This window comes from Aureivirga marina, assembly GCF_015767265.1.
Lineage (GTDB): Bacteria > Bacteroidota > Bacteroidia > Flavobacteriales > Flavobacteriaceae > Aureivirga > Aureivirga marina.
This window is the reverse complement of sequence record NZ_JADPIB010000009.1, coordinates 114,314-140,774: the sequence shown is the minus strand read 5'-3', so window position 1 is coordinate 140,774 and position 26,461 is coordinate 114,314. Positions and strand designations below refer to the sequence as shown.

23 protein-coding genes are annotated in these 26,461 nt (G+C 29.6%); 8 read left to right on the top strand and 15 right to left on the bottom strand.

Translation table 11 applies throughout. The annotated features are described in order from the left end of the window. Positions 1-89 precede the first annotated feature (89 nt). Positions 90-1,097 (top strand): glycosyltransferase, encoded by a 1,008-nt coding sequence (locus I1A51_RS16375; RefSeq protein WP_196895892.1) that lies wholly within the window; start codon positions 90-92, stop codon positions 1,095-1,097. Positions 1,098-1,163: 66 nt separating this feature from the next. Here the strand turns inward: I1A51_RS16375 and tsf are convergent, their stop codons facing one another. From tsf to rplM, 4 genes are all read right to left on the bottom strand, one after another. Continuing rightward, positions 1,164-1,985 (bottom strand): translation elongation factor Ts, encoded by an 822-nt coding sequence (gene tsf / locus I1A51_RS16370; protein ID WP_196895890.1) that lies wholly within the window; start codon positions 1,983-1,985, stop codon positions 1,164-1,166. Between the two features lie 120 nt (positions 1,986-2,105). Further along, positions 2,106-2,849: a 30S ribosomal protein S2 gene (rpsB, locus tag I1A51_RS16365; RefSeq protein WP_196895888.1), complete on the bottom strand. Its 744-nt coding sequence runs from the start codon at positions 2,847-2,849 to the stop codon at positions 2,106-2,108. Between the two features lie 178 nt (positions 2,850-3,027). After that, complete coding sequence (gene rpsI / locus I1A51_RS16360; RefSeq protein WP_196895886.1) at positions 3,028-3,414, bottom strand: 30S ribosomal protein S9; 387 nt, start codon at positions 3,412-3,414, stop codon at positions 3,028-3,030. 3 nt (positions 3,415-3,417) lie between these two features. Continuing rightward, positions 3,418-3,873, bottom strand: coding sequence for a 50S ribosomal protein L13 (gene rplM, locus I1A51_RS16355; RefSeq protein WP_196895884.1), 456 nt, complete (start codon positions 3,871-3,873; stop codon positions 3,418-3,420). 508 nt (positions 3,874-4,381) lie between these two features. Here rplM and I1A51_RS16350 point away from each other — a divergent pair. Together I1A51_RS16350 and I1A51_RS16345 are read left to right on the top strand one after the other, a co-directional pair. Then, a complete protein-coding gene (locus I1A51_RS16350) occupies positions 4,382-5,725 on the top strand; it encodes a hypothetical protein (protein ID WP_196895882.1) in 1,344 nt (447 codons plus the stop codon). 221 nt (positions 5,726-5,946) lie between these two features. Beyond that, positions 5,947-6,495, top strand: coding sequence for a hypothetical protein (locus tag I1A51_RS16345; RefSeq protein ID WP_196895880.1), 549 nt, complete (start codon positions 5,947-5,949; stop codon positions 6,493-6,495). Positions 6,496-6,588: 93 nt separating this feature from the next. On the opposite strand, the gene I1A51_RS16340 is transcribed toward I1A51_RS16345, so the two are convergent. From I1A51_RS16340 to I1A51_RS16330, 3 genes are all read right to left on the bottom strand, one after another. Then, positions 6,589-7,734, bottom strand: a complete 1,146-nt coding sequence (locus I1A51_RS16340) for a cystathionine gamma-synthase (protein ID WP_196895878.1) — start codon at positions 7,732-7,734, stop codon at positions 6,589-6,591. A gap of 79 nt (positions 7,735-7,813) precedes the next feature. Further along, a complete protein-coding gene (locus I1A51_RS16335; protein ID WP_196895876.1) occupies positions 7,814-8,269 on the bottom strand; it encodes a DinB family protein in 456 nt (151 codons plus the stop codon). A gap of 65 nt (positions 8,270-8,334) precedes the next feature. Then, positions 8,335-9,033 (bottom strand): alpha/beta fold hydrolase, encoded by a 699-nt coding sequence (locus tag I1A51_RS16330; RefSeq protein WP_196895874.1) that lies wholly within the window; start codon positions 9,031-9,033, stop codon positions 8,335-8,337. 94 nt (positions 9,034-9,127) lie between these two features. Between I1A51_RS16330 and I1A51_RS16325 the strand changes: the two genes are divergently transcribed. Further along, positions 9,128-9,982 carry an alpha/beta fold hydrolase gene (locus tag I1A51_RS16325; RefSeq protein ID WP_196895872.1) on the top strand — a complete coding sequence of 285 codons (855 nt, stop codon included), beginning with the start codon at positions 9,128-9,130 and terminating at the stop codon, positions 9,980-9,982. Between the two features lie 90 nt (positions 9,983-10,072). Next, complete coding sequence (locus I1A51_RS16320) at positions 10,073-11,386, top strand: cryptochrome/photolyase family protein (RefSeq protein WP_196895870.1); 1,314 nt, start codon at positions 10,073-10,075, stop codon at positions 11,384-11,386. 47 nt (positions 11,387-11,433) lie between these two features. On the opposite strand, the gene aspS is transcribed toward I1A51_RS16320, so the two are convergent. From aspS to I1A51_RS16305, 3 genes are all read right to left on the bottom strand, one after another. Continuing rightward, the gene (gene aspS / locus I1A51_RS16315) at positions 11,434-13,194 is read right to left on the bottom strand and encodes an aspartate--tRNA ligase (protein WP_196895868.1); all 1,761 of its coding nucleotides are present in this window, start codon (positions 13,192-13,194) and stop codon (positions 11,434-11,436) included. A 96-nt stretch (positions 13,195-13,290) separates the two neighbouring features. Further along, on the bottom strand, positions 13,291-14,001 hold the full coding sequence (locus I1A51_RS16310; RefSeq protein WP_196895866.1) for a LytR/AlgR family response regulator transcription factor: 711 nt from the start codon (positions 13,999-14,001) through the stop codon (positions 13,291-13,293). Continuing rightward, positions 14,001-15,026: a sensor histidine kinase gene (locus I1A51_RS16305; RefSeq protein WP_196895864.1), complete on the bottom strand. Its 1,026-nt coding sequence runs from the start codon at positions 15,024-15,026 to the stop codon at positions 14,001-14,003. Before I1A51_RS16305 ends, I1A51_RS16310 begins: the two co-directional genes overlap by 1 nt. A gap of 223 nt (positions 15,027-15,249) precedes the next feature. On the opposite strand from I1A51_RS16305, the gene I1A51_RS16300 reads away from it, so the two are divergent. Both I1A51_RS16300 and I1A51_RS16295 read left to right on the top strand, forming a co-directional pair. Continuing rightward, positions 15,250-16,305, top strand: a complete 1,056-nt coding sequence (locus I1A51_RS16300; protein ID WP_196895862.1) for an ABC transporter substrate-binding protein — start codon at positions 15,250-15,252, stop codon at positions 16,303-16,305. Between the two features lie 34 nt (positions 16,306-16,339). Beyond that, on the top strand, positions 16,340-17,218 hold the full coding sequence (locus tag I1A51_RS16295; protein ID WP_196895861.1) for a substrate-binding domain-containing protein: 879 nt from the start codon (positions 16,340-16,342) through the stop codon (positions 17,216-17,218). Between the two features lie 38 nt (positions 17,219-17,256). Here I1A51_RS16295 and I1A51_RS16290 read toward each other — a convergent pair whose 3' ends face one another. Continuing rightward, positions 17,257-17,667, bottom strand: coding sequence for an ester cyclase (locus tag I1A51_RS16290; protein WP_196895860.1), 411 nt, complete (start codon positions 17,665-17,667; stop codon positions 17,257-17,259). 272 nt (positions 17,668-17,939) lie between these two features. Between I1A51_RS16290 and asnS the strand changes: the two genes are divergently transcribed. After that, positions 17,940-19,373, top strand: a complete 1,434-nt coding sequence (asnS, locus tag I1A51_RS16285) for an asparagine--tRNA ligase (RefSeq protein WP_196895859.1) — start codon at positions 17,940-17,942, stop codon at positions 19,371-19,373. Positions 19,374-19,552: 179 nt separating this feature from the next. Here asnS and I1A51_RS16280 read toward each other — a convergent pair whose 3' ends face one another. From I1A51_RS16280 to I1A51_RS16265, 4 genes are read right to left on the bottom strand one after another with little or no spacing between them, the layout of a single operon-like run. Next, positions 19,553-23,173 (bottom strand): efflux RND transporter permease subunit, encoded by a 3,621-nt coding sequence (locus I1A51_RS16280; protein WP_196895858.1) that lies wholly within the window; start codon positions 23,171-23,173, stop codon positions 19,553-19,555. Positions 23,174-23,193: 20 nt separating this feature from the next. Beyond that, positions 23,194-24,363 carry an efflux RND transporter periplasmic adaptor subunit gene (locus I1A51_RS16275; RefSeq protein ID WP_196895857.1) on the bottom strand — a complete coding sequence of 390 codons (1,170 nt, stop codon included), beginning with the start codon at positions 24,361-24,363 and terminating at the stop codon, positions 23,194-23,196. An 18-nt stretch (positions 24,364-24,381) separates the two neighbouring features. Then, positions 24,382-25,728, bottom strand: coding sequence for a TolC family protein (locus I1A51_RS16270; protein WP_196895855.1), 1,347 nt, complete (start codon positions 25,726-25,728; stop codon positions 24,382-24,384). Then, positions 25,721-26,332, bottom strand: coding sequence for a TetR/AcrR family transcriptional regulator (locus tag I1A51_RS16265; protein WP_196895853.1), 612 nt, complete (start codon positions 26,330-26,332; stop codon positions 25,721-25,723). The genes I1A51_RS16270 and I1A51_RS16265 overlap by 8 nt, the downstream gene beginning before the upstream one ends. Positions 26,333-26,461 lie beyond the last annotated feature (129 nt).

Genomic DNA, 26,461 nt, shown 5'->3' with positions numbered 1-26,461 from the left:
AGAAAATTTTTGTTAAAATTTCTTTTATTTCATTTCTTAAAAACTCTTTAGAAGATTAGTATCTTTGCTGCTTTTAATTTTATTTCTACATGGAAAAAGTTTATATCGTATTAGTAAATTATATTAATTGGAAAGATTCTGTAGAGTGTTTGGAAAGTATTTTCAAACAAACTTACCAGAATTTTCAAATAATTCTTGTGGATAATTCTCCAAATGATGAAGCTTTATTTCATATAGAAAATTGGCTAACAACGGATAGCAAAAATCTAAAAACAAACTTTGAAGATTTAGTCTTACCTATTTCAAAAAAACCTATTTCTTATAAATTATTATTTGAAGAAGAAGGCATTACACAGAAATATGAAGAGAAAGTTCTAGTTATTAAAGCCAAAGAAAATAAAGGTTTTGCAGCAGGAAATAATATAGCTTTAAAATATATTTCAGATTTTGAAGAAAATCCAAATTCTAATATTTGGCTTCTTAACACGGATACAGTAATTCCAAAAGATGCTATTGAAAAACAAGTTTCTTATTATAAAAAAAATAAAAATATAGGAATTCTTGGTATTCCACTTTTAGAGTATGATTTGCCTGAAACGATTCAAGCAGTAGGTGGTAAATATAATTTTTGGCTTGGAAAAATTTCTTTTTTAGGCTCAAATACACCTTTTAATCAAATTTCAAATCAAATCTCAGAACACATCGATTATCCAATTGGTGCTTCTATGTTTACTTCTTTAAATTTTATTTCTAAAGTAGGATTTTTAGAAGAAAAATATTTTTTATACTTCGAAGAATATGATTGGGTTTTAAGAGGAAATCAAAAAGGTTTTAAAAATGCTTTTTTTAATGATACTTTTATCTATCATAAAGGAGGTGGAAGTTCTGGAGGTGCTGCAAGTAAATTAGCGGAATTTTATGGAATAAGAAGTAAAATATTATTTGCTAAAAAATTTAAAAAAGCATCTATTCCATTTTTATATTTTTCTTTCCTTTTCTTCATTTTAAATCGAATTAGAAGAGGACAATTTGATAGAATTTCAATGCTGTTTAAAATAATAGCAAATCCAAATATTCATTTTAAGGATTTAATTTAAAATATAGATACAAAAAAAGGGAATTCAATTGAATTCCCTTTTTATATATAATTTCAAAAAAATTGATTATCCTAAAGCAATTCTTTTAAAGTCAACAACATTTACATCACCAATTGATTTCACGTACTCAGCAACAGTTTTCTTGTTGTCTTTGATGAACATTTGGTTTACTAATGTGTTATCTTTAAAGAAACGTTTGATCTTTCCTTTAGCGATGTTTTCTAACATTGCTTCTGGCTTACCTTCTTGACGTAATTGATCTTTAGCGATTTCGATTTCTTTCTCGATTACAGCAGCATCAACACCTTCTTCGTTTAATGCGATTGGGTTCATTGCAGCAGCTTGCATTGCAACATCTTTAGCAACAACATTAGCACCTTCTTCAGCAGCTGATAATCCTACTAATGTAGCGATTTTATTTCCAGCGTGAATATAAGATCCTACAAATGGAGCTTCAACTTTCTCGAAAGATTTAATCTCTAATTTTTCACCGATAACTCCTGTTTGCTCGATTAATTTATCAGCAACAGTCATTCCACCAAAATCAGCAGCTAAGAACTCTTCTTTGCTAGCGTAATCTAAAGCTAAATTAGCTAATTCAGTAGCTAAAGCAACGAAGTTATCATTCTTACCAACGAAATCAGTTTCACATCCTAAAACGATAGCAGCACCTACAGTGTTGTCAGCGTTTACTTTTGCGATTGCAGCTCCTTCAGTAGACTCTCTGTCTGCTCTTTTTGCAGCTACTTTTTGTCCTTTTTTACGAAGAATTTCAATTGCTTTATCGAAATCTCCTTCAGCTTCAACTAATGCTTTTTTACAATCCATCATTCCAGCACCAGTTGTTTTTCTTAACTTATTTACGTCAGCGGCTGTTATTTTTGCCATGGTATTTTCGTTTAAATTTTTTAATAAATAAAGGTTACTACCAATTTTAATTGATAGTAACCAAAGATATATTTTTTCAAAAACCCTAAAATTAATTTAGAGTTAATATTTTTCTACAAATTATTCAGCAGAAGCTTCTTTAGCTTTCTTTTCTTCGTTAGCTTTTTCTCTGCTAGCTTTTCTTTCAGCTAAACCTTCTGCGATTGCTTCAGTTACATATCCTAAAACTTTGTCAATTGACTTAGAAGCATCATCATTTGCAGGAATAACAAAATCAATTCCTTTTGGATTTGAGTTTGTATCTACCATTGCAAATACTGGAATGTTTAATTTTTGAGCTTCTGCTACTGCAATGTGCTCTTTCTTAACGTCTACTACAAAAAGAGCTCCAGGTAAACGAGTCATATCAACGATAGAACCTAAGTTTTTCTCTAATTTCTCTCTTTGACGATCGATTTGTAATTTCTCTCTTTTAGATAATGCAGCAAAAGATCCATCTACTTTCATTCTATCAATTTGAGCCATTTTCTTAACAGCTTTACGGATAGTTACAAAGTTTGTTAACATTCCTCCTGGCCATCTTTCAGTGATGTAAGGCATGTTTACAGCTTTTGCTTTTTCAGCGATGATTTCTTTAGCTTGCTTTTTAGTAGCAACAAAAAGAATACGTCTTCCTGAATTAGCGATTTTTCTTAATGCATTAGACGCTTCTTCGATTTTTGCAGCAGTCTTATATAAGTCGATAATGTGAACTCCGTTACGCTCAGTATAAATATACGGAGCCATGCTAGGATTCCATTTTCTTGTCAAGTGTCCGAAGTGTACACCTGAGTCTAATAATTCTTTAATATCTATGTTTGCCATTTTGTTTCTTGTTTACGTTCCGTTGAGATAGCAATACATAAGTAGCAAGTTTCCTTAGTCTTATGCATTTAGATGCTAAACATAATTTCTAGACAAATCTAGAACAACGGCAACTGAATTTTTTGTTTTTTGTAATAATCTTGTATATACAAAGTATAATACGCGATATAAAAAACGATTAACGTTTTGAGAATTGGAATTTCTTACGAGCTTTCTTCTGTCCGAATTTCTTACGCTCAACCATTCTTGGATCTCTTGTTAATAATCCTTCTGGTTTTAATACTGTTCTGAACTCTGGGTTAATTTCTGATAAAGCTCTAGAAATTGCTAAACGAATAGCCTCAGCTTGTCCAGTGATTCCTCCTCCGTAAACGTTTACTTTTACATCATAAGCTGCTTCATTTCCTGTTAAAGCTAAAGCTTGTCTTACTTTGTATTGTAAAGTTGCAGTTGGAAAATAATCGTTTAATTCTTTTTTGTTTACTGTAATGTTCCCCTCTCCTGCTGAAAGGTAAATACGAGCTACAGCTGTTTTTCTTCTACCTATTTTATGAACAATTTCCATATATTATTTAAGGTCGTTTAAGTTAATAGCTTTAGGAGCTTGAGCTTCTTGATTGTGCTCTGATCCTTCGTATACGTATAAATTTCTGAATAAAGCGCTACCTAATTTGTTCTTTGGTAACATTCCTTTTACAGCTTTCTCAACTAAACGAGTAGGATCTTTTTCAAACATCTCTGTCGCTGTAAGTGATTTTTGTCCTCCTGGATAACCTGTGTGACGGATGTATGATTTCTCAGTCCACTTCTTTCCAGTTAAATTGATCTTCTCAGCGTTGATTACTACTACATTGTCTCCGCAATCTACGTGAGGTGTATAATTAGGCTTATATTTTCCTCTAATTAGTTTTGCAACTTTAGAAGCCAAACGTCCTAATGTCTCTCCGTTAGCATCAACAAGGATCCACTCTTTGTTTACAGTGTTCTTGTTTGCTGATACTGTTTTGTAACTTAATGTGTTCACACTAATCTTATTTGTCAATTAAACATTCCTATCCCGTAATCGGGTCTGCAAAGGTATAACTATTTATTAATATAGCAAATAGGTTTTTTATCATTTTTTTTCGCCCAATATTTTTTAACATTTTATAAAAATTATTTTCTAACTTCTTGTGACTAAAAAAATTAAAGCTGACTTCCTTTCTCTATTTCTATTCTCTATTTCTTTCCTTATTTTCTCTTCTAATTTTATGCTTCAATTTTATCTCTTCTTCTTTATTTTTACCTTTAATTTTTTGTAACATCTAGATTTCTAAAAACTTAATTATTTTTCAGTCAATTCTTTCTTCTTTCCTTTTTCTAGAAATATTTTTTAAAAAAATGTATCGATATTCTTAAAATCAATAATTCACTAATGAATCTTGTTAATTTTTTCTTCTTAAAAAGATAATTAAACGGTAATTACTTATTTTTTAACAGAATATCTATATAGAATTAAGGAAATTTGATTTTCATCCAAAAACAAATAAATCATGAAACCTCTGCCCTATCTCGCAATCCTAACCTTACTTTTGCTTTATTACGGCTGCACAAAAGACAATGATTTACATGATGTTCAAAGCGGAAATGATTCTGACATGAATGCTAGATTAGCAAATGATGAATGTGTAATCGCTGAAATTTACCTCACAACACAAGAGGAAGTTGATAATTTTCACTGTGAAAGTGGTAACGTTACCGGACGTATCATCGTTTCTGGTGAAAATATTTCTAACCTAAGTAATTTATCTAACACAATTGAACGACTTAATGGCGAATTAGTCATTATGAAAAATCCAGCTTTAGACTCTGTTGCTGGTTTTGATAAAATTGATAGAATATATCATCGCTTGGTAATTATTGAAAATCCAAACCTAAAAATTATTGATGGTTTTAATGGAATGATTGCTACAAACTCAATTACTATTTATGATAATCCTGCTCTAGAATCTATTCAAGGTTTTGTTGGATTAACAGATATGGGAGCACATTTACAAATTAGAAATAATGAAAGTTTAAATGAAATTACTGCTTTCACCGCTCTCGGAAGATTAAATGGAAATATTCATTTTACAGATTTACCGAATCTAGAATCAATGGATTTCTTCGAAAATCTTTTTGCTTTAAATGGAATTGAAATTGAAAATACTGCTGTTAAAGATGCTTCTTGGATTAATCAATTAGGTGACGGAAACCTAATTCAAGACAAAGTAAAAATCGTAAACAATCCTGAAATGTCTATTGAATATAACAATCGACTCTGTAAATGGATTTCTAATATTTCTGATTTTAATAATAATGTAGAAATTCATGGAAATAAAAGTTATATTCTAGACAAAGAATATTTAAAAAACTCTCCTTGTAAACGAATCAAAGTTCGTTACCAAGTTCATCACAACGAAAGAGTTAGTCAAGCAATTCACACAAATATGGGTGGACGCTATTTTGATGAAAATGGAAATCAACAAGAATTAGGTCGATTAAGATGTCATACAAATTATACTTCTAATGAAGTTTTTGTTCCAAGAGGAAATCTTGTTTCTGGTGATGCTGCTTGGGAATCGACTTTAATTATTTTTCCAATTTATGAATGGAAACGACTTTGGGCGGAATATGCTGGAAAAGAAGATAAACATGAATATCCTCTTGCAGAAATCGTAATCGATGGTCGTCATCAAGAATTTATTAATCCTGGTTATAAACCCACAATTACTGTTACCAAAAAATACAAAGATCTTGATGGAAATGTAAAACATACAATCGAAAAACGTTTTCATTTCTATGAACATAGTACAAGTCCAGGAGATTTAAAAGAACCTCATAATATTTTCTATTAATATTAAAAATTGGGTAGATTCGATTTCAGCTATTTTTATTTGACTTCCGATTTCGTTTCTACTCAGTTTTTCTTTTATTTATTGAAATTGTTTAAAAAAATGAATAATCTTAAATATTAAAATTCAATTATACATTTTCAAACAACTTCATTATTATTTAAAGGAAATTGCAATCGAAATCTATATTTTTTAGATTTGAAAAAATTCAAATCTTGTTAATTATGCTAAAAAAATACATTCTAATTTCATTTTTTACATTTCCACTCTTTTTTGCTTGTGAAGTCAATCCCTTAAAACAAGCCGAAGAAGAAGCAACTAAAAGTTCTAAAGAATTTTTCCATTGGTATTCTAAAAATAAAAAGGAATTACTAGAAAAAAGAAAAGCGATTGTTTTTGTTGATGATGATGGCTTTTATGCTGTCAATATGTTTAAAATCGATGAGTATGTTGCTTTTTTAAATGAATCTGGAAAATTCAGTGATGATTTTATTCAAAAAGAAAAAGATTATTGGCTTGGAGAATGTTTAGACATTGTTTTTAAAACACAAAAAGAAGGTACTAAAAGCGAAACAATTGCTTTTCCTTGTCAATTTGAAGAAAATCCTTTTTATTTTTCTTCTGAAAATTTAACGGATAACCATATAAACAATTTAATTATGAAAACTGATTCTATTTCTTTAGAAACAGCAATTTTAAACTATGAAAACCATAATTTGAAACTTCATAATAAAGATGGAAAATGGAAAGTCATGGACTGGGCAACAAACTAAATACTTTTCGTTTTCAAAAAAATATCCCAATTCCAAAAAAACAGAGTTGGGATATTTTATAGAAAATAACTAATCAATAGTCTTCAATTTCTTTTATAATAAAGCTAAAGCTTGTTCAAAATCTTGTATTAAATCTTCTTTATCTTCAATTCCTATACTTAAACGAATTAATGAATCTACAACACCAATTCTCTCACGTTCTTCTTTTGGAATGGAAGCATGTGACATCGAAGCTGGATGTCCTATTAATGATTCCACACCTCCAAGCGATTCTGCTAAAGTGAAAATTTTTAAGTTTTCTACAATTTTAATTGCGTCTTCCATTTTATTTCCAACAGTTGTAAAAGAAATCATTCCTCCAAAATCACGCATTTGTTCTTTTGCAATTTCATGATTTGGATGTGTTTTAAAACCTGGCCAATAAACATTTTCAACTTTCGGATGTGCAGCTAAATATTCTGCAATTGCTTTTCCGTTTTCGCAATGACGTTGCATTCGAACATGTAAAGTTTTAATTCCTCTTAAAACTAAAAAACTATCCATTGGTCCGCAAACTGCTCCAGAAGATTTTTGAATAAAATACAATCTATCTGCAATTTCTTTGTCATTTGTAATTAAAGCTCCCATCACAACATCAGAATGTCCTCCAAGATATTTCGTTGCAGAATGCATTACAACATCTGCTCCTAAATCTAATGGATTTTGTAAATAAGGTGTCGCAAAAGTATTATCCACAACTAAAAGTAAATTGTGTCTCTTAGAAATTTCTACAGATTTTTTTATGTCAATAATATTTAACATCGGATTTGTTGGAGTTTCTACCCAAACCATCTTTGTATTTTCATTGACATAATTTTCAATATTTTCTGCATTTTCCATTCCTATAAAATGAAATTTGATTCCATATTGCGCAAAAATTTGTGTAAAAATTCGATACGTTCCTCCGTATAAATCACTCGTAGAAATTACTTCGTCTCCTGATTTTAATAATTTAACAACACAATCAATTGCAGCCAAACCTGAACCAAAAGCCAATCCAAATTCTCCATTTTCTATACTTGCAAAAGAATTTTCTAAAGCAGTTCTTGTCGGATTTGCACTTCGAGAATATTCATATCCTTTGTGTTTTCCTGGCGAAATTTGCGCATATGTAGAAGTTTGATAAATTGGAGGCATTACAGCTCCAGTCGAAGGATCGTGTTCTTGCTTTCCGTGGATTACTTTTGTATTAAATTTCATTTCACTTTCTTTTAATCTTAAAACAAATCAGATTTCTTTATTTGTCGAAATAAAATGCTTTTTCTTATTTCTTTTTAAATTAAATCAACTTTTTTAAAGCCAACATAACTCCTAAATGAATTCCTTCGTGATAATTATTAAATTGTAAAGCAGATTCAAAAGAATCTAAACCGACATTTGCACTTGTCATATATGGCTGGAAATTCTTAAAATGTCCTTCTTCATATAATTTTTGTGTTTGTAAAGGAATATCAATAAACAGTTTTTTTTGTTCTTCAAATAAATCCAATTCAATTTTATGTTTTGGGAAAGTTGCTTTTCGATAACTATCTATAAATTCATCAGAAACCAAACAAGTTTCTCCTGATAATCGATGACAAAGTAATTGTTGCGTTACTGTCAAATGGTTTAAATTCCAAACAATATTATTTTTAAATCCTTTCGGAATTGTATTTAATTCTTCAATCGATAAACCTTCTATCAGTTTTAAAAAAGTTTGTCTTGTTTCATGTAAAACTTTAAATGCGTCTTTCATTTTTTCGATTTTTTTCGTGTCAACGCAATTTATCAAAAAATAAAAGATAAACTTCTATAAAAAAGTTAATCTACAAAATCTTCTATGCTATAAATAACTTCCATCGGTTGTTCTAAAGGTAACATATGACCAGTTTCTTCAATTGTGAAATGAATTGCATTTGGAATTTTTTCTTGCATTAATTTCATACTTTCTATTGATATTAATGCATCTGCTTCTCCTGATAATAATAAAGTTGGAACTTTCACTTCATGTAATCTATCTGTTAAAGATTGACGAAAAGAAGTTGCTATTAATTGTCTTAACAAAACTTCTTTTCCTAAAACTCGATCCATTTCTTTGATAACTTTAACAATATTTTCATTAGAATAATGCTTCGGATGTAAAAATTGTTCTATTCTCAAAGTTGCTATTCCTTTATATGAATGTTTTTCTAAAAACTTAATTGTACTTTTTCGTAAAGCAATTTCTTGGTCATTTAAGCCTTCAGAATCTACAGCTAATAAAATTAATTTGGAAACTTTCTTCGGAAAATGAATCGTATAATGCAATGCTGCAAAAGCTCCCATCGAAAATCCAACTAGAATTGCATCATTTTCTATTGAATTATCAATTATTTTATCAATTTCATCAAAAGAAGTTGCTGAAGTTGTATCAATATAAACCGTTTCTATTGAAGAGCTTAAAGCAAAAACTTCTTGCCATAATTTCTCATTACACATCGTTCCTGACAAAAAGTAAACTTTCTTTTTTGTTTCATTCATTTTACGAAAAATTAAATTTTTACAAAATTACAATAGATTTATTGCTAAAAAAATTGTATTTTGAAGCAATTTTTTAGAGTAATTTTTTTGTAAGATGACCCCAAATTCTCCAAAAACAATCACGGAAAGCAGATTTTATAATTATAGAAATGCTCGAATTCATTATTCTATCTCAGGAAATATGAAAGGAAAGACAATTGTATTTCTGCACGGCTTTTTGGAGAATTTTTTTATGTGGGATCAAATGATTCCTTATTTTGAGAAAAAATATAAAATAGTTCGAATTGATCTACTCGGACACGGAAAATCTGAAAATATTGGATACATTCACACTATGGAACAAATGGCCGATGCCGTTAAACAAGTTCTAAAATCTTTAAAACTTCGAAAATATTATTTAGTTGGTCATAGCATGGGAGGTTATGTTTCGCTTGCAATAGCAGAAAAAAATCCAAAAAATGTACATGGTATTTTCCTGATGAATTCTACTCCTTTTGCCGATTCTGAAGAAAAAAAATTACAACGTGAACGCTCAATTAACGTTCTTCGAATGAATCCTAGAATTTTTATTCGTATTAGTATTGCAAATTTATTCTCTAAAAAAGACAAATTTAAACTTCAAAAAGAAATCCGAATCTGTACAGATCAAGCTTTAAAAACAAACCTTCAAGGAATTATTGCTGCAATAAACGGAATGAAAGAAAGAAATAATCGTATTTCTGTTGTTGAAAACGCTGAATTCCCCGTTCTTTCTCTTTGTGGAAGAGAAGATTCAATTATTCCAACCGAAGATTTAGTTAAAAAATTAGACAAACACCATATTCCAAACCGAGTTGTTGAAGGCGGACATATGAGTCATTTCGAAAGCTTAGAGGAAACAGTTTCTATTTTAAAAGATTTTCTAAAAAGAAAAAAATCAGTTGAAAAACTGGAAAATGAATTTGTTTAATTTTCTTTCCAATTAATTCTTTATTATTTCTTGGCGGAATTGAATATCTTTAATTTTTATTGATTATTCATTTTAGATTTTATTCTGTTTATGCAAGAAATTACAATTCATTGGTTTCGAAGAGATTTAAGATTATTGGATAATACTTCTCTTTTTCATGCTTTAAAAAACAATAAAAATATTCTTCCAATTTTCATTTTTGACACATTTATTTTAGATGAATTATCTTCTAAAAAAGATACTCGTGTTTCTTTTATTTATGAAACTTTAAAAAATATAAAAGAAGAACTTCAAACAAAATTTCAATCAGATATTGCTGTTTTTTATGGAAAACCAATGGAAATTTTTCAACAATTAGTAAAAAAACATAAAATAACAGCTGTTTATACAAACGAAGATTATGAGCCTTACGGAAAAAAAAGAGATCAAGAAATAAGCGATTTTTTAATTTCTAAAAACATTTCTTTTCATTTATTTAAAGATCATGTCATTTTTAAGAAAGGAGAAATTTTAAAACCTGATGGAAAAATTTACAAAGTTTATACACCGTACATGCGAAAATGGAAGGAAAAAATGTATCAAACAGATATCAAAGAATTAAATCTAGAAATAGTTTCTTCTAATTTTATTCAAAATGTTTCTTTTCCTTTTCCAAGTTTAGAATCTATTGGTTTTGAAATTTCCAATCAAAAAGTTTTATCTTTTCAAATGAGTAAAACTCTTTTAAATTCTTATGCCGAAAAAAGAGATTTCCCTGCAATTGAAGGAACTTCTTTTATATCTCCTCATTTACGATTTGGAACTGTAAGCATTCGAAAATTGGTGAATTATGCAAAAGAAACAAAAGATCCAAAACAGATTTATTTAAATGAATTGATTTGGAGAGAATTTTTTATGCAAATTTTTGACGCTTGTCCAGAAACAGAAAAAGAACCTTTCAAAAAGCCTTATAATAATATTTTATGGAGAAATAATGAAGAGGAATTTAAAAAATGGTGTGATGGGAAAACTGGTTATCCGTTAGTCGATGCTGGAATGCGAGAATTAAATGAAACTGGTTATATGCATAATAGAGTTCGAATGGTAGTTGGAAGTTTTTTATGCAAACATTTATTAATTGATTGGACTTGGGGAGAAAGGTATTTTGCAGAAAAATTATTGGATTTCGAACTTTCTTCTAATGTTGGGAATTGGCAATGGGTTGCTGGTTGTGGCGCAGATGCAGCTCCATATTTTAGAGTTTTTAATCCAGAAACACAATTGACAAAATTTGATAAAGATTTAAAATATGTCAAAAAATGGATTCCAGAATTCGGAACAAACAAATATCCAAAACCAATTGTAGAACATAAATTTGCAAGAGAACGCGTTTTAAAAGCATATAAAGATGCTTTAGGGAAATAAAAAAGGGTTACATTTTGTAACCCTTTCTATTATATATTTTAAATTAATTAAGCTTCTTCTTTCTTTACTAAAGCAATGTTAAGCTCATTTAATTGTTCTTGATCCACAAAATCAGGAGCATCAATCATTACATCTCTTCCTGAGTTATTTTTCGGGAATGCAATGAAATCTCTAATTGTTTCTTGTCCTCCTAAAATTGCTACTAATCTATCTAATCCGAAAGCTAAACCTCCATGTGGTGGCGCCCCGTATTTGAAAGCGTTCATTAAGAATCCAAATTGCTTTTCAGCTTCTTCTTTTGTGAATCCTAAATAATCGAACATTAATTGTTGTGTTTCTTTATCGAAAATACGAATAGATCCTCCACCAATTTCATTTCCATTTAAAACTAAATCATAAGCATTTGCTCTTACTTTCCCAGGTTCTGTAGGAAGTAAATGCATATCTTCTGGTTTTGGAGAAGTAAATGGATGGTGCATTGCGTGATAACGCTCAGTTTCTTCATCCCATTCTAAAAGAGGGAAATCAATTACCCAAAGAGGAGCAAACTCATCAGATTTACGTAAACCTAAAGTTTCTGCCATTTCCATACGTAAAGCACTCATTTGCGTACGAACTTTGTTTGTTTCTCCAGTTAAAACTAGGATTAAATCTCCTGGTTTTGCACCTGTAGCATCAGCCCAAAGTTTTAAATCTTCTTGTCCGAAGAATTTATCTACAGAAGATTTGAAAGTTCCATCTTCATTGTATTTAGCAAAGATTAATCCGCTAGCTCCAATTTGTGGACGCTTCACCCATTTAATTAAATTATCTGTTTGTTTTCTTGTATAATCTGCACATCCTGGAACAGCAATTCCAAGAACTAATTCTTGATTATCAAAAACAGCAAATCCTTTGTTTTGAGCAACTTCATTTAATTCAGCAAATTCCATCCCGAAACGAATATCAGGTTTGTCATTTCCATATGTTTTCATTGCGTGCTCATAAGTCATTCTTGGGAATTTATTTACTTCAACACCTTTAACTTCTTTTAATAAGTGACGAGTTAATCCTTCGAAAGTATTCATGATATCTTCTTGCTCTACGAAAGCCATTTCACAGTCAATTTGTGTAAATTCTGGCTGTCTGTCTGCGCGAAGATCTTCATCTCTAAAACATTTTACAATCTGGAAATATTTATCCATTCCACCAACCATCAATAATTGTTTGAAAGTTTGCGGCGATTGTGGTAATGCATAAAATTGTCCTTCATTCATACGAGAAGGAACAACGAAATCTCTTGCTCCTTCTGGAGTAGATTTGATTAAATATGGAGTTTCCACTTCAATAAATCCATCACCAGATAAGAAATTACGAACTTCTTGTGTTACTTTAGATCTGAAAATTAAGTTGTTTTTTACAGGGTTTCGACGAATATCTAAATAACGATATTTCATACGAAGATCTTCCCCACCATCTGTTTCATCTTCAATAGTAAATGGAGGCGTTTCTGCTTCATTAAGAATCGTTAAATCTTTTACTAAAATCTCTACATCTCCAGTATCTAAATTTGGATTTTTAGAAACACGCTCGATTACATCTCCAGTAATTTGAATTACGAACTCACGTCCAAGTGATTTCATTTTTTCAATAGTTTCTGGATTTGATTCCTCTGTATTTACCATTAATTGAGTAACTCCGTAACGATCACGAAGATCTACCCAAATCATAAAACCTTTATTTCTTATTTTCTGTACCCATCCGGCCAAAGTTACTTCTTGACCAACATTTGACATACGTAATTCTCCGCAGGAATGACTTCTATACATTATAATTGTTTATTTTGAATGCAAATTTAAACAAATTGAATTTAGTGAGTCAAATTTTATGTAATGATTTGAGAATTAAAATTAAATCCTCTTTTATTAAAACAATTCTTTTAAAACTTTTTCTTTATAACTTGCTCCAATTGGAATAATTTCATCTTGTAAATGAATTCGATTTCCCTCCAAAGCTTTCACTTTATTTTTAGCAACAATATATGATTTGTGAACTCGAATAAATGTATTTTTTGGCAATTCTTCTTCTAATTTTCGCAATGAACTTAAAGCCATAATTTTTGTCGAATCTGTATAAAAAATCACATATTCTTTCCTACTTTGGATATAAAGAATTTCTTCATAAAAAACACGATGAACTTTATAATCAGCTTTGACTAAAATAAAATTAGTTTCTTCTTCTCTTTTCTTTTCTTTTTTAATTGGAGAATTTTTAGGATTTACAATTTGATTTACTTTATGAATTGCTTGCACAAATCGCTCAAAAGAAAATGGTTTCAACAAATAATCTACAGCATCTAATTCAAAACCTTCTAATGCATAATCTGCATAAGCTGTAGTGAAAATTACTTTTGGTTTTTGTGCTAATGTTCTTAAAAAATCCGTTCCCAACATATCTGGCATTTGAATATCTAAAAACAATAAATCCACAGAATTTTCTTGTAACATTTCCATTGCTTCTATCGCATTTTTACATTCTCCTAAAACTTGTAAAAAAGGCAACCGATTTGCATATTCTTTAATAATTAATCTTGCGATTTCTTCATCATCAACAATTAAACAGCTTATCATTTTCATCAAACATCCAATTTTAAATCAACAATATACGTATCATTTGTATAGAAAATATCCAATTTATGCTTGCTTGGATAAAGAATTTCCAATCTTTTCATCACATTTATCAAACCAATTCCTCCAACTTTATCTTTTTCAAAATGCATACTTGGAACTGTATTCTCCACTCGAAAATGCAATTGCTTTTTCTTTGAATCATACTTTAATTCTATTTCAATTTTTCCATTTTCTTTATCTTCAATTTTACTATGTTTAAAAGCATTTTCTACAAATGGAATAAATAGCAAAGGAGCAATTTCAATTTTTCCAAAACTTTCATCAAAAAAAGTAGAAATATTCATTCCTTTACTATCTTTTAATTCAAATAATTTAATGTAATCTTTTATGTATGCTATCTCTTTTTGCAGAGGAACTTTTTCCGAATTGGAATCATATAACATATATCGCAACATTCCTGAAAGACGTAAAATATTCGTAGAAGTTTTATCAGATTTAATCAAAGCCAAACCATAAATATTATTCAAAACATTAAAGAGAAAATGTGGATTTATTTGTGATTTTAAAAATTTTAATTCTGTTTTTAATTTTTCATTTTCTCGTTTTCGCATCAAATTCGAAATTTCTACTAAAGTATTTCCAACAAAAGCCAAAAGAAACGGAAGAAGGTATTTTATTCTGCGAATTTCAAATCTAGAAGTTTCTACATTTTTAGAAAAAGGTAGAATTTGTAATTGAAACCATTTCGACCAAGGAAATATTGAATTACTTGCAATCCAAATTGTAAAAGCCAATAAAATTATTCCTAAAATCAAGAATAAAATCACTTTTTTTTGAAAATAAAATCTAGGTAACAAATAATTCTGATTGATAAAAATCACTAAAAAAATTCCGAATAATTGAATTAAAAATGTTTTTAAAAAATCATGAAAACTAATTATCCCTATGTTTATCAAAAGAGAAATGATAAACCATAAAACTCCCCAAAGTAACATTTGAGAAATTGTATTTTTAATTTGAATTTGCTTCATGATGGTAAATTTCTCTTTAATTTACGATATTCTATAAATATTTCTACCAACAATTAAATCATTTCAATGTAAACTTCAATTTCTTCAAAAACATATTTTCACATTAGTTTTTTAGACAATTCTATTCTTTGTTGAGAAAATCTTTAGATAGGTTGATTAATTTTCTTTTTCACAAAATGGTTTTACAATTTTGATTTAATAACAATCAATTTAAAACTATAAAATGAAGAAAATAAAAAACAAAATATTCACAAAAACAATGTTGTTTAGCTTTTTAATTTTAAGCTTTTTCACAACAATTTCAAGTTGTTCTTCAGATGATGATTCAAATCAAACTGTAGAAAAAAAGAAAGTAAGATTATTTATTCCTAATCCAGAAAAAGATAATTTGCAATTATTGAATTTTTGGATTGCGCAAGGTGCAGGATTTTTTGAAGAAGAAAATTTAGAATTAGAAATTACAACTGGAAGTCCAAAAAATCCGCAAGCAATGAATGGTTCGGATATTTTAATTCAAACGACTCCCCATTTCTTGGCTTCTGTTGCAAAAAATGAATCTATTGTCGGTTTTGCTAAATTATTTCAAAATGATGCAGCCAATATTATTCTTAAAAACTCAATTGCTACGGAAAGAAATTTAAGTTTAGAAATGCCTTTAAAAGATCGTTTATTAGGTTTAGAAGGATTAAAAATTGGTGTAGCAAAAGGTCCAGATCCTAGATTAGAATTATTGTTTTCATCGCAAGGATTGGATTTAAATTCTATTGCAACAAAAGTAATTGTCGAAGGTCATGATCAAAATGATGCTTTTGAAAATGGTGAAATTGATGCAATTTTTGTGCATACACCTTATTTAGAAAATGCAATTATAAATCAAAATGCCATATTATTAGTTGATATTTCAGGAGGAGAAGTTCCTGCTTTAGCAAATATGAATCTTCATATTCTTGCTGCAACGAATGTTTTTTCAGAAGAAAATCCAGAAATTTTAAAAGCCTTTTCGCAAGCTATTTGTTCCGCACAAACTTTAATTCATTCGGATAGAAATGGAACAATTCAAGCTTTAAAAGATTCAGAATTTTCAGCTTTTAACGAAAATACAATTCATACAATTTTGGATATTTATGAAGAAGCAATTCCATCAAATCCGAGTTTATTTTTGGATTGGGAAAGAGAATTAAATTTATTTCCTACAGGTCCAAATCTTCCTGAAATTACAGTTGGCGATTTAATTTCTCATTCTAATAATTCATTTACTGAAGAATTAAATTGTGAATAAAAAATGTGCTATTTATTAATTTAAAACAGAAAAAATGAAAAATTTAGTCTATACATTTTTAATCATAAGTTTGATTTTTTCCACAAGTTGTAAAAATCAATCAAAAGAAGAAAATCTTTCTAAAACAGAAGAAAAAACAATTGTTCGAAGCAAACGAAAAGATAATTCTATCATTCGTTTAGCAACTGTAAACACACCAGATTATAGTGGTTTAATAGATTATTTATTACCACAATTTGAAGAAGAAACAGGATTAAAAGTAGAGCTTTATAGCGGTTCGGATGTGTATTTAAAAGCAATGGAAGGCGAAGCGGATTTGGTAATTTCTCATTTTGGAAAACATGGTGTGGAAGAGTTTGTTTCTGAAGGTTGGGGAACTTGGCCAGAAATGGTTTTTGCAAATCAAGCAGTAATTATTGGACCAAAATCAGATCCAGCTGGAATAAAAGGAATAAAAAATGCTTCAGAAGCTTTGAAGAAAATTGCAGAAACAAATTCTATTTTTATCAATAATGCAATTCCAGGAGTATCATTTTTAGCAGATATTTTTTGGGATTTAGCAGGAAATTCAGAAAAAGGAAATTGGTATTTAAAAGAACCTGTTGCAATGAAAAACGCTGCGAAATTAGCAAATGAAAAGAATGGATATTTTATTTGGGGAGCTTCACCATTTTTAAAATATGATGCAAAAGAAAAGACAAATTTAGAAATTTTAGTTGCAGCAGATCCAATGTTTCAAAGACGAATGTCAATTACTTTAGTTCAAAATGAAAAAGTAGAAGGTGTAAATACAAAAGGAGCAGAATTATTAAGAAATTATTTATTACGAACTGATACACAAGCAAAAATTGCAAAATTCCGTTCTAAATGGAGCGATTTACAACTTTGGTGGCCAGCAGCAAGAGATAATTAAAATTTAAAACATCAGATTTTAAAATCTGGTGTTTTTTTTTAGCGAAGTAAATCTAATCTTGTATCTAAATTTGAAATTCCCCAATGTTTCCAAATTTTATGTTTTTTCAAATAATAAATATTAAAGGACGTCCAAGATATTTTTTTTCCTCTTGCTCGAATTCCTAAAAAATCTTCACCATCGTGTGTTCCAGAAATTTCTATTGCTAAAAAGACTTTATCTCTTTCAGAAAAAATCTCTTTAATTTCTACATGAAAATCGCTAAAAGAATTGTGATATAATCCAGAAAAAGTTCTTAAATCCTTTAATTTATTTTCACCAAAAAGTCCAGAAGTTGTTCCAGTACTTGTTGCGTCAACATGAAAAACTTCTTCAGCTAATTCAGGTCGATTTGGATTTAAAATTTCATTGATAAACCAAATTACTACATCTTTATTCTTCTGTGACATAATCTTTAGAAATCTAGGATTTATTAGAATCTACCTTAAATTTATTTATTTTTTTATTGTTTTTCTTGAAAAAAGGCTCTTTTTAACAGGATTTTACAATTATAAGTTATTAAAAATCAAGCTTTATAATTCATTTGACATTTTTATTCAAAATATATTTTTAAGTAAAAAGTTAAAATGGCTCTTAAAACCAAAAACACTCATTATAAGTGTAGTAACGAAATTGATTTTTTAATCCTAAAAAAGTATATTTGCGATTCAAAAGATAAAAGATGAAAAAAAGCAGTGTTGCTGAATTATTGAATTCAGACAAAATTTTACAAGAAGTACATTTAAAAGGATGGGTTAGAACGTTTAGAAGCAATCGTTTTATTGCTTTAAATGATGGTTCAACAATTAAGAATATACAGTGTGTTGTTGATTTTGAGAATACAAATCCGGACTTATTGAAAAGAATATCTACAGGAGCTGCTATTTCTATAACTGGTACTTTGGTAGAAAGCCAAGGAAAAGGACAGACTGTTGAAGTTCAAGTAACTGATTTGGAAATTTTAGGAGATTCAAATCCAGATGAATATCCAATTCAACCGAAGAAACATACTTTAGAGTTTTTAAGAGAAAATGCACATTTACGTATTAGAACAAACACGTTCGGAGCAATTATGCGTTTACGTTCTGCACTTTCTTTTGCTGTTCATAAATATTTTACAGAAAATGGATTTTACTATTTCCATTCACCAATTGTTACAGGATCAGATGCAGAAGGAGCTGGAGAAACATTTAGAGTTACGACTTTAGATCCTAAAAATCCGCCTTTAACAGAAGAAGGAGATGTTAATTATAAAGAAGATTTCTTCGGAAAAGAAGCAAATCTTACGGTTTCTGGTCAATTAGAAGCAGAAACTTATGCAATGGCTTTAGGGAAAGTTTATACATTTGGACCTACTTTTAGAGCTGAAAATTCGAATACAACTCGTCACTTATCAGAATTCTGGATGATTGAACCAGAAGTTGCATTTAATGATTTAGATGCAAATATGGATTTAGGAGAAGATTTTATCAAAAGTGTAATTTCTTATACTTTAGAAAACTGTAAAGACGATTTAGAATTCTTGGAGCAAAGATTAATTCAAGAAGAAAAAGGAAAACCTGCTGCACAAAGAAGTGAAATGGCATTGATTGAAAAACTTCGTTTTGTAGTAGATAATAACTTTAAAAGAGTTTCTTATACAGAAGCAATTGAAATTCTTAGAAATTCGAAACCAAATAAAAAGAAGAAATTCCAATTCCCAATCGATGGATGGGGAGCTGATTTACAAAGTGAGCATGAGCGTTTCTTAGTTGAAAAACACTTTAAATGTCCTGTAATTTTATTTGATTATCCAGCAGATATTAAAGCATTCTATATGCGCTTAAATGAAGATGGAAAAACAGTTCGTGCAATGGATATTTTATTCCCAGGAATTGGAGAAATCGTTGGAGGTTCTCAAAGAGAAGAGCGTTTAGATGTTTTAAAACAAAAAATGGAAGAAATTGGAATTGATGAAAAAGAATTATGGTGGTACTTAGATACACGTAAATTCGGAACAGCAGTTCACAGTGGATTTGGTTTAGGATTTGAGAGATTAGTTCAATTTGTAACAGGAATGGGGAATATTAGAGATGTAATTCCTTTCCCTAGAACTCCACAAAATGCAGAATTTTAAGAGATAATTCTATATAAATAAAAAAGCCTGTTTCAATTATGAACAGGTTTTTTTTATGCTTAATTTTTCTTTTTTTACTATTTCTTATTTAAGAATTCACAATAAATATTAAATACAAAAAAAGGCTATCTCACAGGAGAGATAACCTTTTTTCAGACTCACTAACTTAGAAAATAATTCTAACTTTCTTTAAATCTAACCTTAGCTCGATTTAATAAATAGAACATAACAGGTACGATAACTAAAGTCAAGAAAGTTGCGAATGTCAGACCGTAAATAATCGTCCATGACATCGGCTTCCAGAAAATTGAATTATCCCCTCCAAAATAAATCTTAGGATCAAACTCAGTAAATAAGCTGAAGAAATCAATGTTAAATCCAATAGCCAGTGGAATTAATCCCAGAACAGTTGTAATTGCAGTTAATAGTACTGGTCTCAAACGAGATTTTCCTCCTGCAACAATCACCTCAAAATAGTCGTCTACGCTTAATAAATCGTCATCACCTAAGTTTAACTCTTCTTTCTTTCTATCAATTAATAGTTGTGTATAATCAATCAGTACAATCGCATTATTTACTACAATTCCGGCAAGTGAGATAATACCAAGCATTGTCATAATAATTACGAAACTCATTCCAGACAGAACTAAACCAAATAATACACCTATAAAACTCAAGATTACTGCAGTAATAATAATAACTGGTTTTGAGATCGAATTAAACTGTGCTACAATAATCAGCATAATAAGTGCGATGGCAATAAGTAACGCTTTTGTTAGGAAACTCATGTTTTTCTGCATCTCTTCCTGTTCCCCTGTGAATTTATAGGTAACATTATTTGGAAGTTCATAGTTCTTGATAACATTATCAATTTTTCCAACAACTTCGTTCGCATTAAATCCTCCAAGAACATTTGAATAAATTGTAATCAAACGTTTTGTGTTTTTACGTTTAATAGAACTAAAAGTTGCTGTTTTTCTCTTCGAGATAACTGAAGAAATTGGCACACTGATAAGTTTTCCTTGGTTGTTTCTAAAAGTAATAGATTGATTGAATAATTTATCTTCATCATAACGGCTGTCGTTATCAAAACGAACATATATGTCATGATCATCTTTTCCGTCTTTATAAGTTGAAGCATCAATACCGTAAATTGCTTGACGTAAAGCCATTCCAATTTGTGCTGTACTTACTCCTAATCTTCCTGCTTTTTCTCTGTCAACATAAACTTCTAATTCTGGTTTATTTACGTTTACATCTAATTTCAATTCTTCAATTCCAGGAATATTTTGTTCATTAATGAAATCACGCATTCCAGATGCAACTCCCATTAATTCATTGTAATCTTCTCCACTAATTTCTAAGTTAATTGCATAACCAGGAGGTGGTCCATCTTGGTTTTTATCTACAATTACAGAAACTCCAGGATATCCTTTCACAGCTTCACGAATGTCTTCCATCACCTCTTTACTGTCCATTCCTCTACGATATTTAAACTCTCGGAACATTACAGTAACTTTTCCTTTTTGTGGCATTTCGTTAGAAGCTCCTCCATCAGTTTGTGGATTTCCAGCTCCTTGTCCAACTTGTGAAATGATTGATTCCGCCATATAATTATATGGTTTTCCATCTTTTTCTACATCATAATCACTAAGAACCTTGATTACTTTTTCTTCAATATTTTCCGTAACTTTTCTTGTCTTTTCAATATCCGTTCCCTCAGGATATTCGATATAAACAATTACTTGATTTGGATCATTTTCTGGGAAGAATTCTGTTTTAATATTAGAAATTCCAAATACTACAAATGAAGCAATTAATAATCCAAATGTTCCAAAGAAGAATTTATAAGAATTACTTCCTCTTAAAGCAAATTTTAAGAAAGCTTCATATTTATTTTCTAAAGCAGGTAATAATTTATATTGGAATTTTTCTGATGCTGGTAAAAGGAAATACTTATGAATCCAAAGTAAAATAGCTAAAAGAATAAATAAATTACCAAATCCAAAGAATGTTTTTGCCGAACCAAAACTTAATAATAATAGGATAATAGCTCCTGCAATCATTCCCATTCCTTTTTTCAATAATGCAGTTTTAGAACGATTTTTCCATCCAATAAAACTTGCTATAAATCCTCCAATTAATAAAAATGCTCCAATTCCTTGTAATCCTACATTTGTTTTAAGAAGACCAGAAACTGTCAATAAAATTCCAAATCCAGCTAACAAACCACTGATTCGAATTAAAGAAGCTTTTGTCATTTCTTTTTCTTCTGTTTTCATAAATACAGAAGTCAACATTGCATTAATAATTAAGGCAACAAAAAGTGAAGAAGCTAGAACAGTTCCTAGAGTTAATGGGAAATAAATCATGAATTTACCCATTACACCTGGCCATAATCCTAATGGTAAGAATGCTGCAAGTGTTGTTGCTGTTGAAGCGATAATTGGCCAAGCAATTTCTCCAACACCTTGTTTTGCCGCTTCCATTCGTGGAACACCTTGATCCATCAAACGATAAACGTTCTCAACTACAACAATTCCATTATCTACCAACATTCCTAATCCCATTACAGATGCGAAAAGAACCATTGTATTTAATGTAATATTCATATCCATTGATCCACCAATCATTGGAAGAATCATAAATGACATTAACATCGAAAGTGGAATCGCTATACCAACGAACATTGCATTACGGAATCCTAAGAAGAACATTAAAACACCAACTACTAAAAGAATACCGAAAATGATACTATTTTCTAATTCAGCAACCTGAGCTTCAATCTTTGTTGATTGGTCATTTGTAATAGAAATATTTAATTGTTCTGGGAACGTTTCTTTTTGTGCTTTTTGTACAATTTCACGAATTTGTTCCGCAGCAAAAATCATATTTTTACCACTTTTCTTCTTAACATCCAGCATCACTACTGGTTGTTCGTATTCACGTGCATACGTTGTTTTATCTTTTTCACGATAAATAACTTTTGCAATATCTTTAATGAAAACTAATCCGTCTTCTCTTTTTACAACAAAGTTTTCAATCTCTTTTGGAGCTTTAATTTCTCCAATTACACGAATATTTCTCTTTAAATCATTTGTAATAATATTTCCACCAGAAATAGTTACATTTTCATTTTGAATTGCTTGAATAACTTGTCCTAAAGAAACATTTGCAGCAGCCATTTTATTAATATTTACAGCTACTTCTACCTCTTTATCTTGCACACCAAGAATATCAACTTCTTTGATTTCTGGTAAGTCTTCAATTTCATCTTCTAAATATTCAGCGTAATCTTTTAATTGTTGTTTTGTAAAATCTCCAGTTAAATTGATATTCAACATTGGAGTTGCTTCTGAAATATTTAAATCAAAAACATTAGGTTCTACTTTTGCACCTGAATCCAACGTTGGCCAATCATCTTTACCTTTTACAATGTCAACTTTATCTTGAACTTTTAACTTCGCTTCATCTGGTGTAATATCTTGATCAAATTCTACAACAATCATTGAATAATCTTGTAATGAATTCGATGTAATTTTATCTACACCACTGATATTTTTAATCTCGTCTTCAAGTTCTTTTGTAATTAATTTTTCTACATCTTCTGCAGCATTTCCTGGATATACTGAACTCACATAAATCTTAGATTCAACAATCTCTGGAAAGGCTTCTCGAGGAAGATTCATATAAGACATCAATCCACCGATTAAAAGTATTGCCATAATTACAAATACTGTCATTCGGTTGTTGATTGCCCAAGAGGAAATTCCGAAATATTTTTTTATGTTATTTTCCATTGAAACAAATTCGATTATAATTATTTAATCTTTACTGTTAATCCTTCACGCATAGATTTTGCTCCTTCATCTACTACAGATTCATTACTTGCGATTCCTTTTGTTACTTCAATAAAGTTCTCGTAGTTTTCACCTGTTTCGATTGCTCTTTTCTCTAATTGCGCTTCACTTTTAGCATTTTTATCTTTTAATACAAAAATGTACTTCTCACCTCTTGAATTTTCTTGGATAATATTATCTGGAATAATCAATGCTTTTTCATTTGTATAATCATTGATTTTCAAGTTTGCGATTAAGTTTGGCTTAATCATATTGTCCTTATTTGGTAAAGAAACTTCAATTGTAAAAGTTCTGTTGTTTGGATTAATATAATGTCCAACTTGTCTCACTTTTGTAGAAATTTCTTTTCCAATAGATGGAAGTGTTACAATAACTTCTGTTCCTTTTTTAATTTTACTTAAATAGTTTTCTGGAACTTCCGCTTTAGCGTACATATTATTTAAATTGATAATACGGATTAACTGGCTTTGTCCTGGAGAAACAACATTTCCTTGCTCAGTAATTACATCATCAATAATTCCTGAAATCGGAGCTTTGATTGTATTTTTAGCCAACTGAATTTTGATTTGCTCAATTGCTTTTTGTTGTGCTTCGTAATTACTTTTTGCTTGTAAATATTGAATTTCTGAACCAATTTTTTGATTCCATAATTTTTCTTGTCTTTCAAAAGTAGTTTTTGCTAAAGCAGCTTGCACTTCTAATTGTGCTAATTGCTGACTTAATCCTCCATCATCAACAATTGCTAACGTTTGTCCTTTTACTACTTTTTGTCCTTCCGAAACTAAAACTTGTCTTAAAATCCCAGAAGTTTCAGGATAAATAACAATATTTTCTTTCGTTTGAACATCTCCTTGGATATTTACATAATGCTTAAACAACTGTGGTCTAACCATAAATTCTGTAACAATAGGATGTGATTTAACGGTATCTAATTTTGAAATTGCTGCTTCTAATTTTGCAATGTCTTTATAGATTTCGTCATATTCTTTCATCACTTCCTCTTTCTTGGCAGTGATTTCTTTTAAATTCTTACTTTTAATTACATCATCAACAGATTTTCCTCCTCCTTCATTCGGTGCACAAGAAGCTAATAATGCTGTAAGTAAAACAATACTATATATTTTTTTCATCTTTCCTTAATTAATTATTTATTGAACTGAAACATTTAAAGCTTTTTCTAAAGCTGCTTTTTTAGAAATTACCTCTAGCATTGCTTGAAGTAAGTTTTGTTGTTGTGTATATAATTGATTTTGTGCTTGTAACAAATCGAAACTTGTAGAAATTCCTTCAAAAAATTTCGTTTGTTGTTTATTTTCAATTCTTTCTGCTAATGTCAGATTTTGTTTTGCTGTATTAAATTGATCGATACTGAATTGATATTCTGTTCTAGCTTGGTCAATTCCTAGTTTTAATTGTTGTCTAACATTTTCTAATTTGATTTCCGCAGAATTTAAAGCAATTTTAGCTTGCTTTGTCTTTGCTGCTCTTCCGAAACTACTGAAAACAGGAACGTTTAAACGTAATCCAAAAGAAGACATATCAAACCATTTTTGTTCTCTTTCATGAAAATTAAATTCATCAGAGTTTCCAGAATATCCAAAGTTGATAAAAGCATTTAAAGAAGGTAAAGCTCTACTTTTTTCCAAATTCATTAAAAGTCTTTTCGATTCTCTGTCTGTATCTGCAATTCTGTAATCCACTAAATTTTCAATAGAAAAATCTGTTGTTAGTAAATTAAAATCAATATTCTCAATCACTAAAGCATCAATATTTTCTGTAAGTGTCAATTTTGTATGCACATCTTGTCCTAAAGTGATATTCAACATTTGATATGCGATATCTCTAAGACGATTTGCTCTGTTTAACTGATTTTCTACTGTTGCTAAAGTAATTTGTAACTGCTCCACATCTTCTTCTTCGTTCAATCCGTTTTTAAAGATTTCTTGTGCTTGAAAAAGATTTTTCTCTAAATTTTCTTTATTATTCTCTAATATCGAAACATTTCTTTCTGCGATTAATACATTTCCGTATGCATTAATTGTCGCTTCCTTAATTCCTAATTTTGTTTTTTCCTTTGCTTGCTCTGAAATTTGCAAATACGTTTTTGCAGATTGTAATCCTACAATATAAGAACCATCAAAAATCAACTGATTTAAAGTTGCTGTAGCTCCCATTGTATATTTTGTACCAAAAGTAACTTCGGCAAATTCTCCTGCTGTTCCACCAAAAAATTCAGCTGGAATCAGAGAAACTTGCTGCTTTAAGTTATCTGTAAAGTTTGCACTCACATCAATTTGTGGTAAACCTGTAGCAGTAGCTTCCCATTTTCTCTTTTTTGCAGCTGCAATATCATTTTCAGCTACACGAACATCAAAGTTGTTTTTTAATGCAAGATCAATTGCATTTTCAAGAGATAAACTTTGGGAATCTTGTGCAAAAACATGCATTTGCATCAAAGCAAATAGAATAAATATGTATTTAATGTTCTTACGCATCTTTATTTAAATTATTTAATTGTTCGATTAATACTTTCAATCCTTCTTCTGTGGCAATTGCTCGAGTATGATATTCTAAAGCTGCTTCTTCTAATTGTGCTAAATCATATTTTTCATGGTTGTGGTAATCTTCTTCATGAATACCAAAAACAATTGAAAAATAGAATCGCGAAACCACATCAATATCTAATTCTGCTCGATACAACTTTTCTTCTATTCCTCGTGTCAAATTACTTTGAACACAATCTGAAAACATACACCATTCTCTATCAATTAATTTTGCATAGGTTTTCGGATAATATTTCTTCAATTGATACATCGGAGAAGTTTTTGAATTTTTAAATAATTCTTTAAACATCTTCTTAATCTCGAAGTTTTCCTTAATCGGATTATATCCTTTTGATGTAATTGAAGTAATAATGTTGTTGATTTGAACATGAACATACTCTGTTGACTCATCCACTAATTCTTCCTTATTACCAAAATACTTGTAAATCGTCTTTTTCGAAATTCCAAGTTCTTTGGCAATGTCATCCATGGTTACACTCTTAAACCCGAAGTTTAAGAACATAAAACCTGCTTTATTTAATATCTCATCTTTCACAATTATTTGAATTGATTTAAAATAACGAGGCAAAAGTACAACAGGAAACTTAAAATACCAAAAAAGTTTCCAAAGTTTTTTTATAAAAATTTTTTAATGCAAAATTGTATCTATATTTGTATTCTATTT

What these genes read in the sequence shown, in the direction of transcription:
- I1A51_RS16310 (WP_196895866.1), bottom strand. Translation starts at nt 14,001, where the DNA reads ATGAAAATGATAAGCTGTTTAATTGTTGATGATGAAGAAATCGCAAGA.
- I1A51_RS16295 (WP_196895861.1), top strand. Translation starts at nt 16,340, where the DNA reads ATGAAAAATTTAGTCTATACATTTTTAATCATAAGTTTGATTTTTTCC.
- I1A51_RS16270 (WP_196895855.1), bottom strand. Translation starts at nt 25,728, where the DNA reads ATGCGTAAGAACATTAAATACATATTTATTCTATTTGCTTTGATGCAA.
- rpsI (WP_196895886.1), bottom strand. Translation starts at nt 3,414, where the DNA reads ATGGAAATTGTTCATAAAATAGGTAGAAGAAAAACAGCTGTAGCTCGT.
- I1A51_RS16290 (WP_196895860.1), bottom strand. Translation starts at nt 17,667, where the DNA reads ATGTCACAGAAGAATAAAGATGTAGTAATTTGGTTTATCAATGAAATT.
- I1A51_RS16275 (WP_196895857.1), bottom strand. Translation starts at nt 24,363, where the DNA reads ATGAAAAAAATATATAGTATTGTTTTACTTACAGCATTATTAGCTTCT.
- I1A51_RS16300 (WP_196895862.1), top strand. Translation starts at nt 15,250, where the DNA reads ATGAAGAAAATAAAAAACAAAATATTCACAAAAACAATGTTGTTTAGC.
- asnS (WP_196895859.1), top strand. Translation starts at nt 17,940, where the DNA reads ATGAAAAAAAGCAGTGTTGCTGAATTATTGAATTCAGACAAAATTTTA.
- I1A51_RS16330 (WP_196895874.1), bottom strand. Translation starts at nt 9,033, where the DNA reads ATGAATGAAACAAAAAAGAAAGTTTACTTTTTGTCAGGAACGATGTGT.
- I1A51_RS16280 (WP_196895858.1), bottom strand. Translation starts at nt 23,173, where the DNA reads ATGGAAAATAACATAAAAAAATATTTCGGAATTTCCTCTTGGGCAATC.
- I1A51_RS16325 (WP_196895872.1), top strand. Translation starts at nt 9,128, where the DNA reads ATGACCCCAAATTCTCCAAAAACAATCACGGAAAGCAGATTTTATAAT.
- I1A51_RS16305 (WP_196895864.1), bottom strand. Translation starts at nt 15,026, where the DNA reads ATGAAGCAAATTCAAATTAAAAATACAATTTCTCAAATGTTACTTTGG.
- I1A51_RS16340 (WP_196895878.1), bottom strand. Translation starts at nt 7,734, where the DNA reads ATGAAATTTAATACAAAAGTAATCCACGGAAAGCAAGAACACGATCCT.
- aspS (WP_196895868.1), bottom strand. Translation starts at nt 13,194, where the DNA reads ATGTATAGAAGTCATTCCTGCGGAGAATTACGTATGTCAAATGTTGGT.
- I1A51_RS16320 (WP_196895870.1), top strand. Translation starts at nt 10,073, where the DNA reads ATGCAAGAAATTACAATTCATTGGTTTCGAAGAGATTTAAGATTATTG.
- tsf (WP_196895890.1), bottom strand. Translation starts at nt 1,985, where the DNA reads ATGGCAAAAATAACAGCCGCTGACGTAAATAAGTTAAGAAAAACAACT.
- I1A51_RS16350 (WP_196895882.1), top strand. Translation starts at nt 4,382, where the DNA reads ATGAAACCTCTGCCCTATCTCGCAATCCTAACCTTACTTTTGCTTTAT.
- rpsB (WP_196895888.1), bottom strand. Translation starts at nt 2,849, where the DNA reads ATGGCAAACATAGATATTAAAGAATTATTAGACTCAGGTGTACACTTC.
- I1A51_RS16375 (WP_196895892.1), top strand. Translation starts at nt 90, where the DNA reads ATGGAAAAAGTTTATATCGTATTAGTAAATTATATTAATTGGAAAGAT.
- I1A51_RS16345 (WP_196895880.1), top strand. Translation starts at nt 5,947, where the DNA reads ATGCTAAAAAAATACATTCTAATTTCATTTTTTACATTTCCACTCTTT.
- I1A51_RS16335 (WP_196895876.1), bottom strand. Translation starts at nt 8,269, where the DNA reads ATGAAAGACGCATTTAAAGTTTTACATGAAACAAGACAAACTTTTTTA.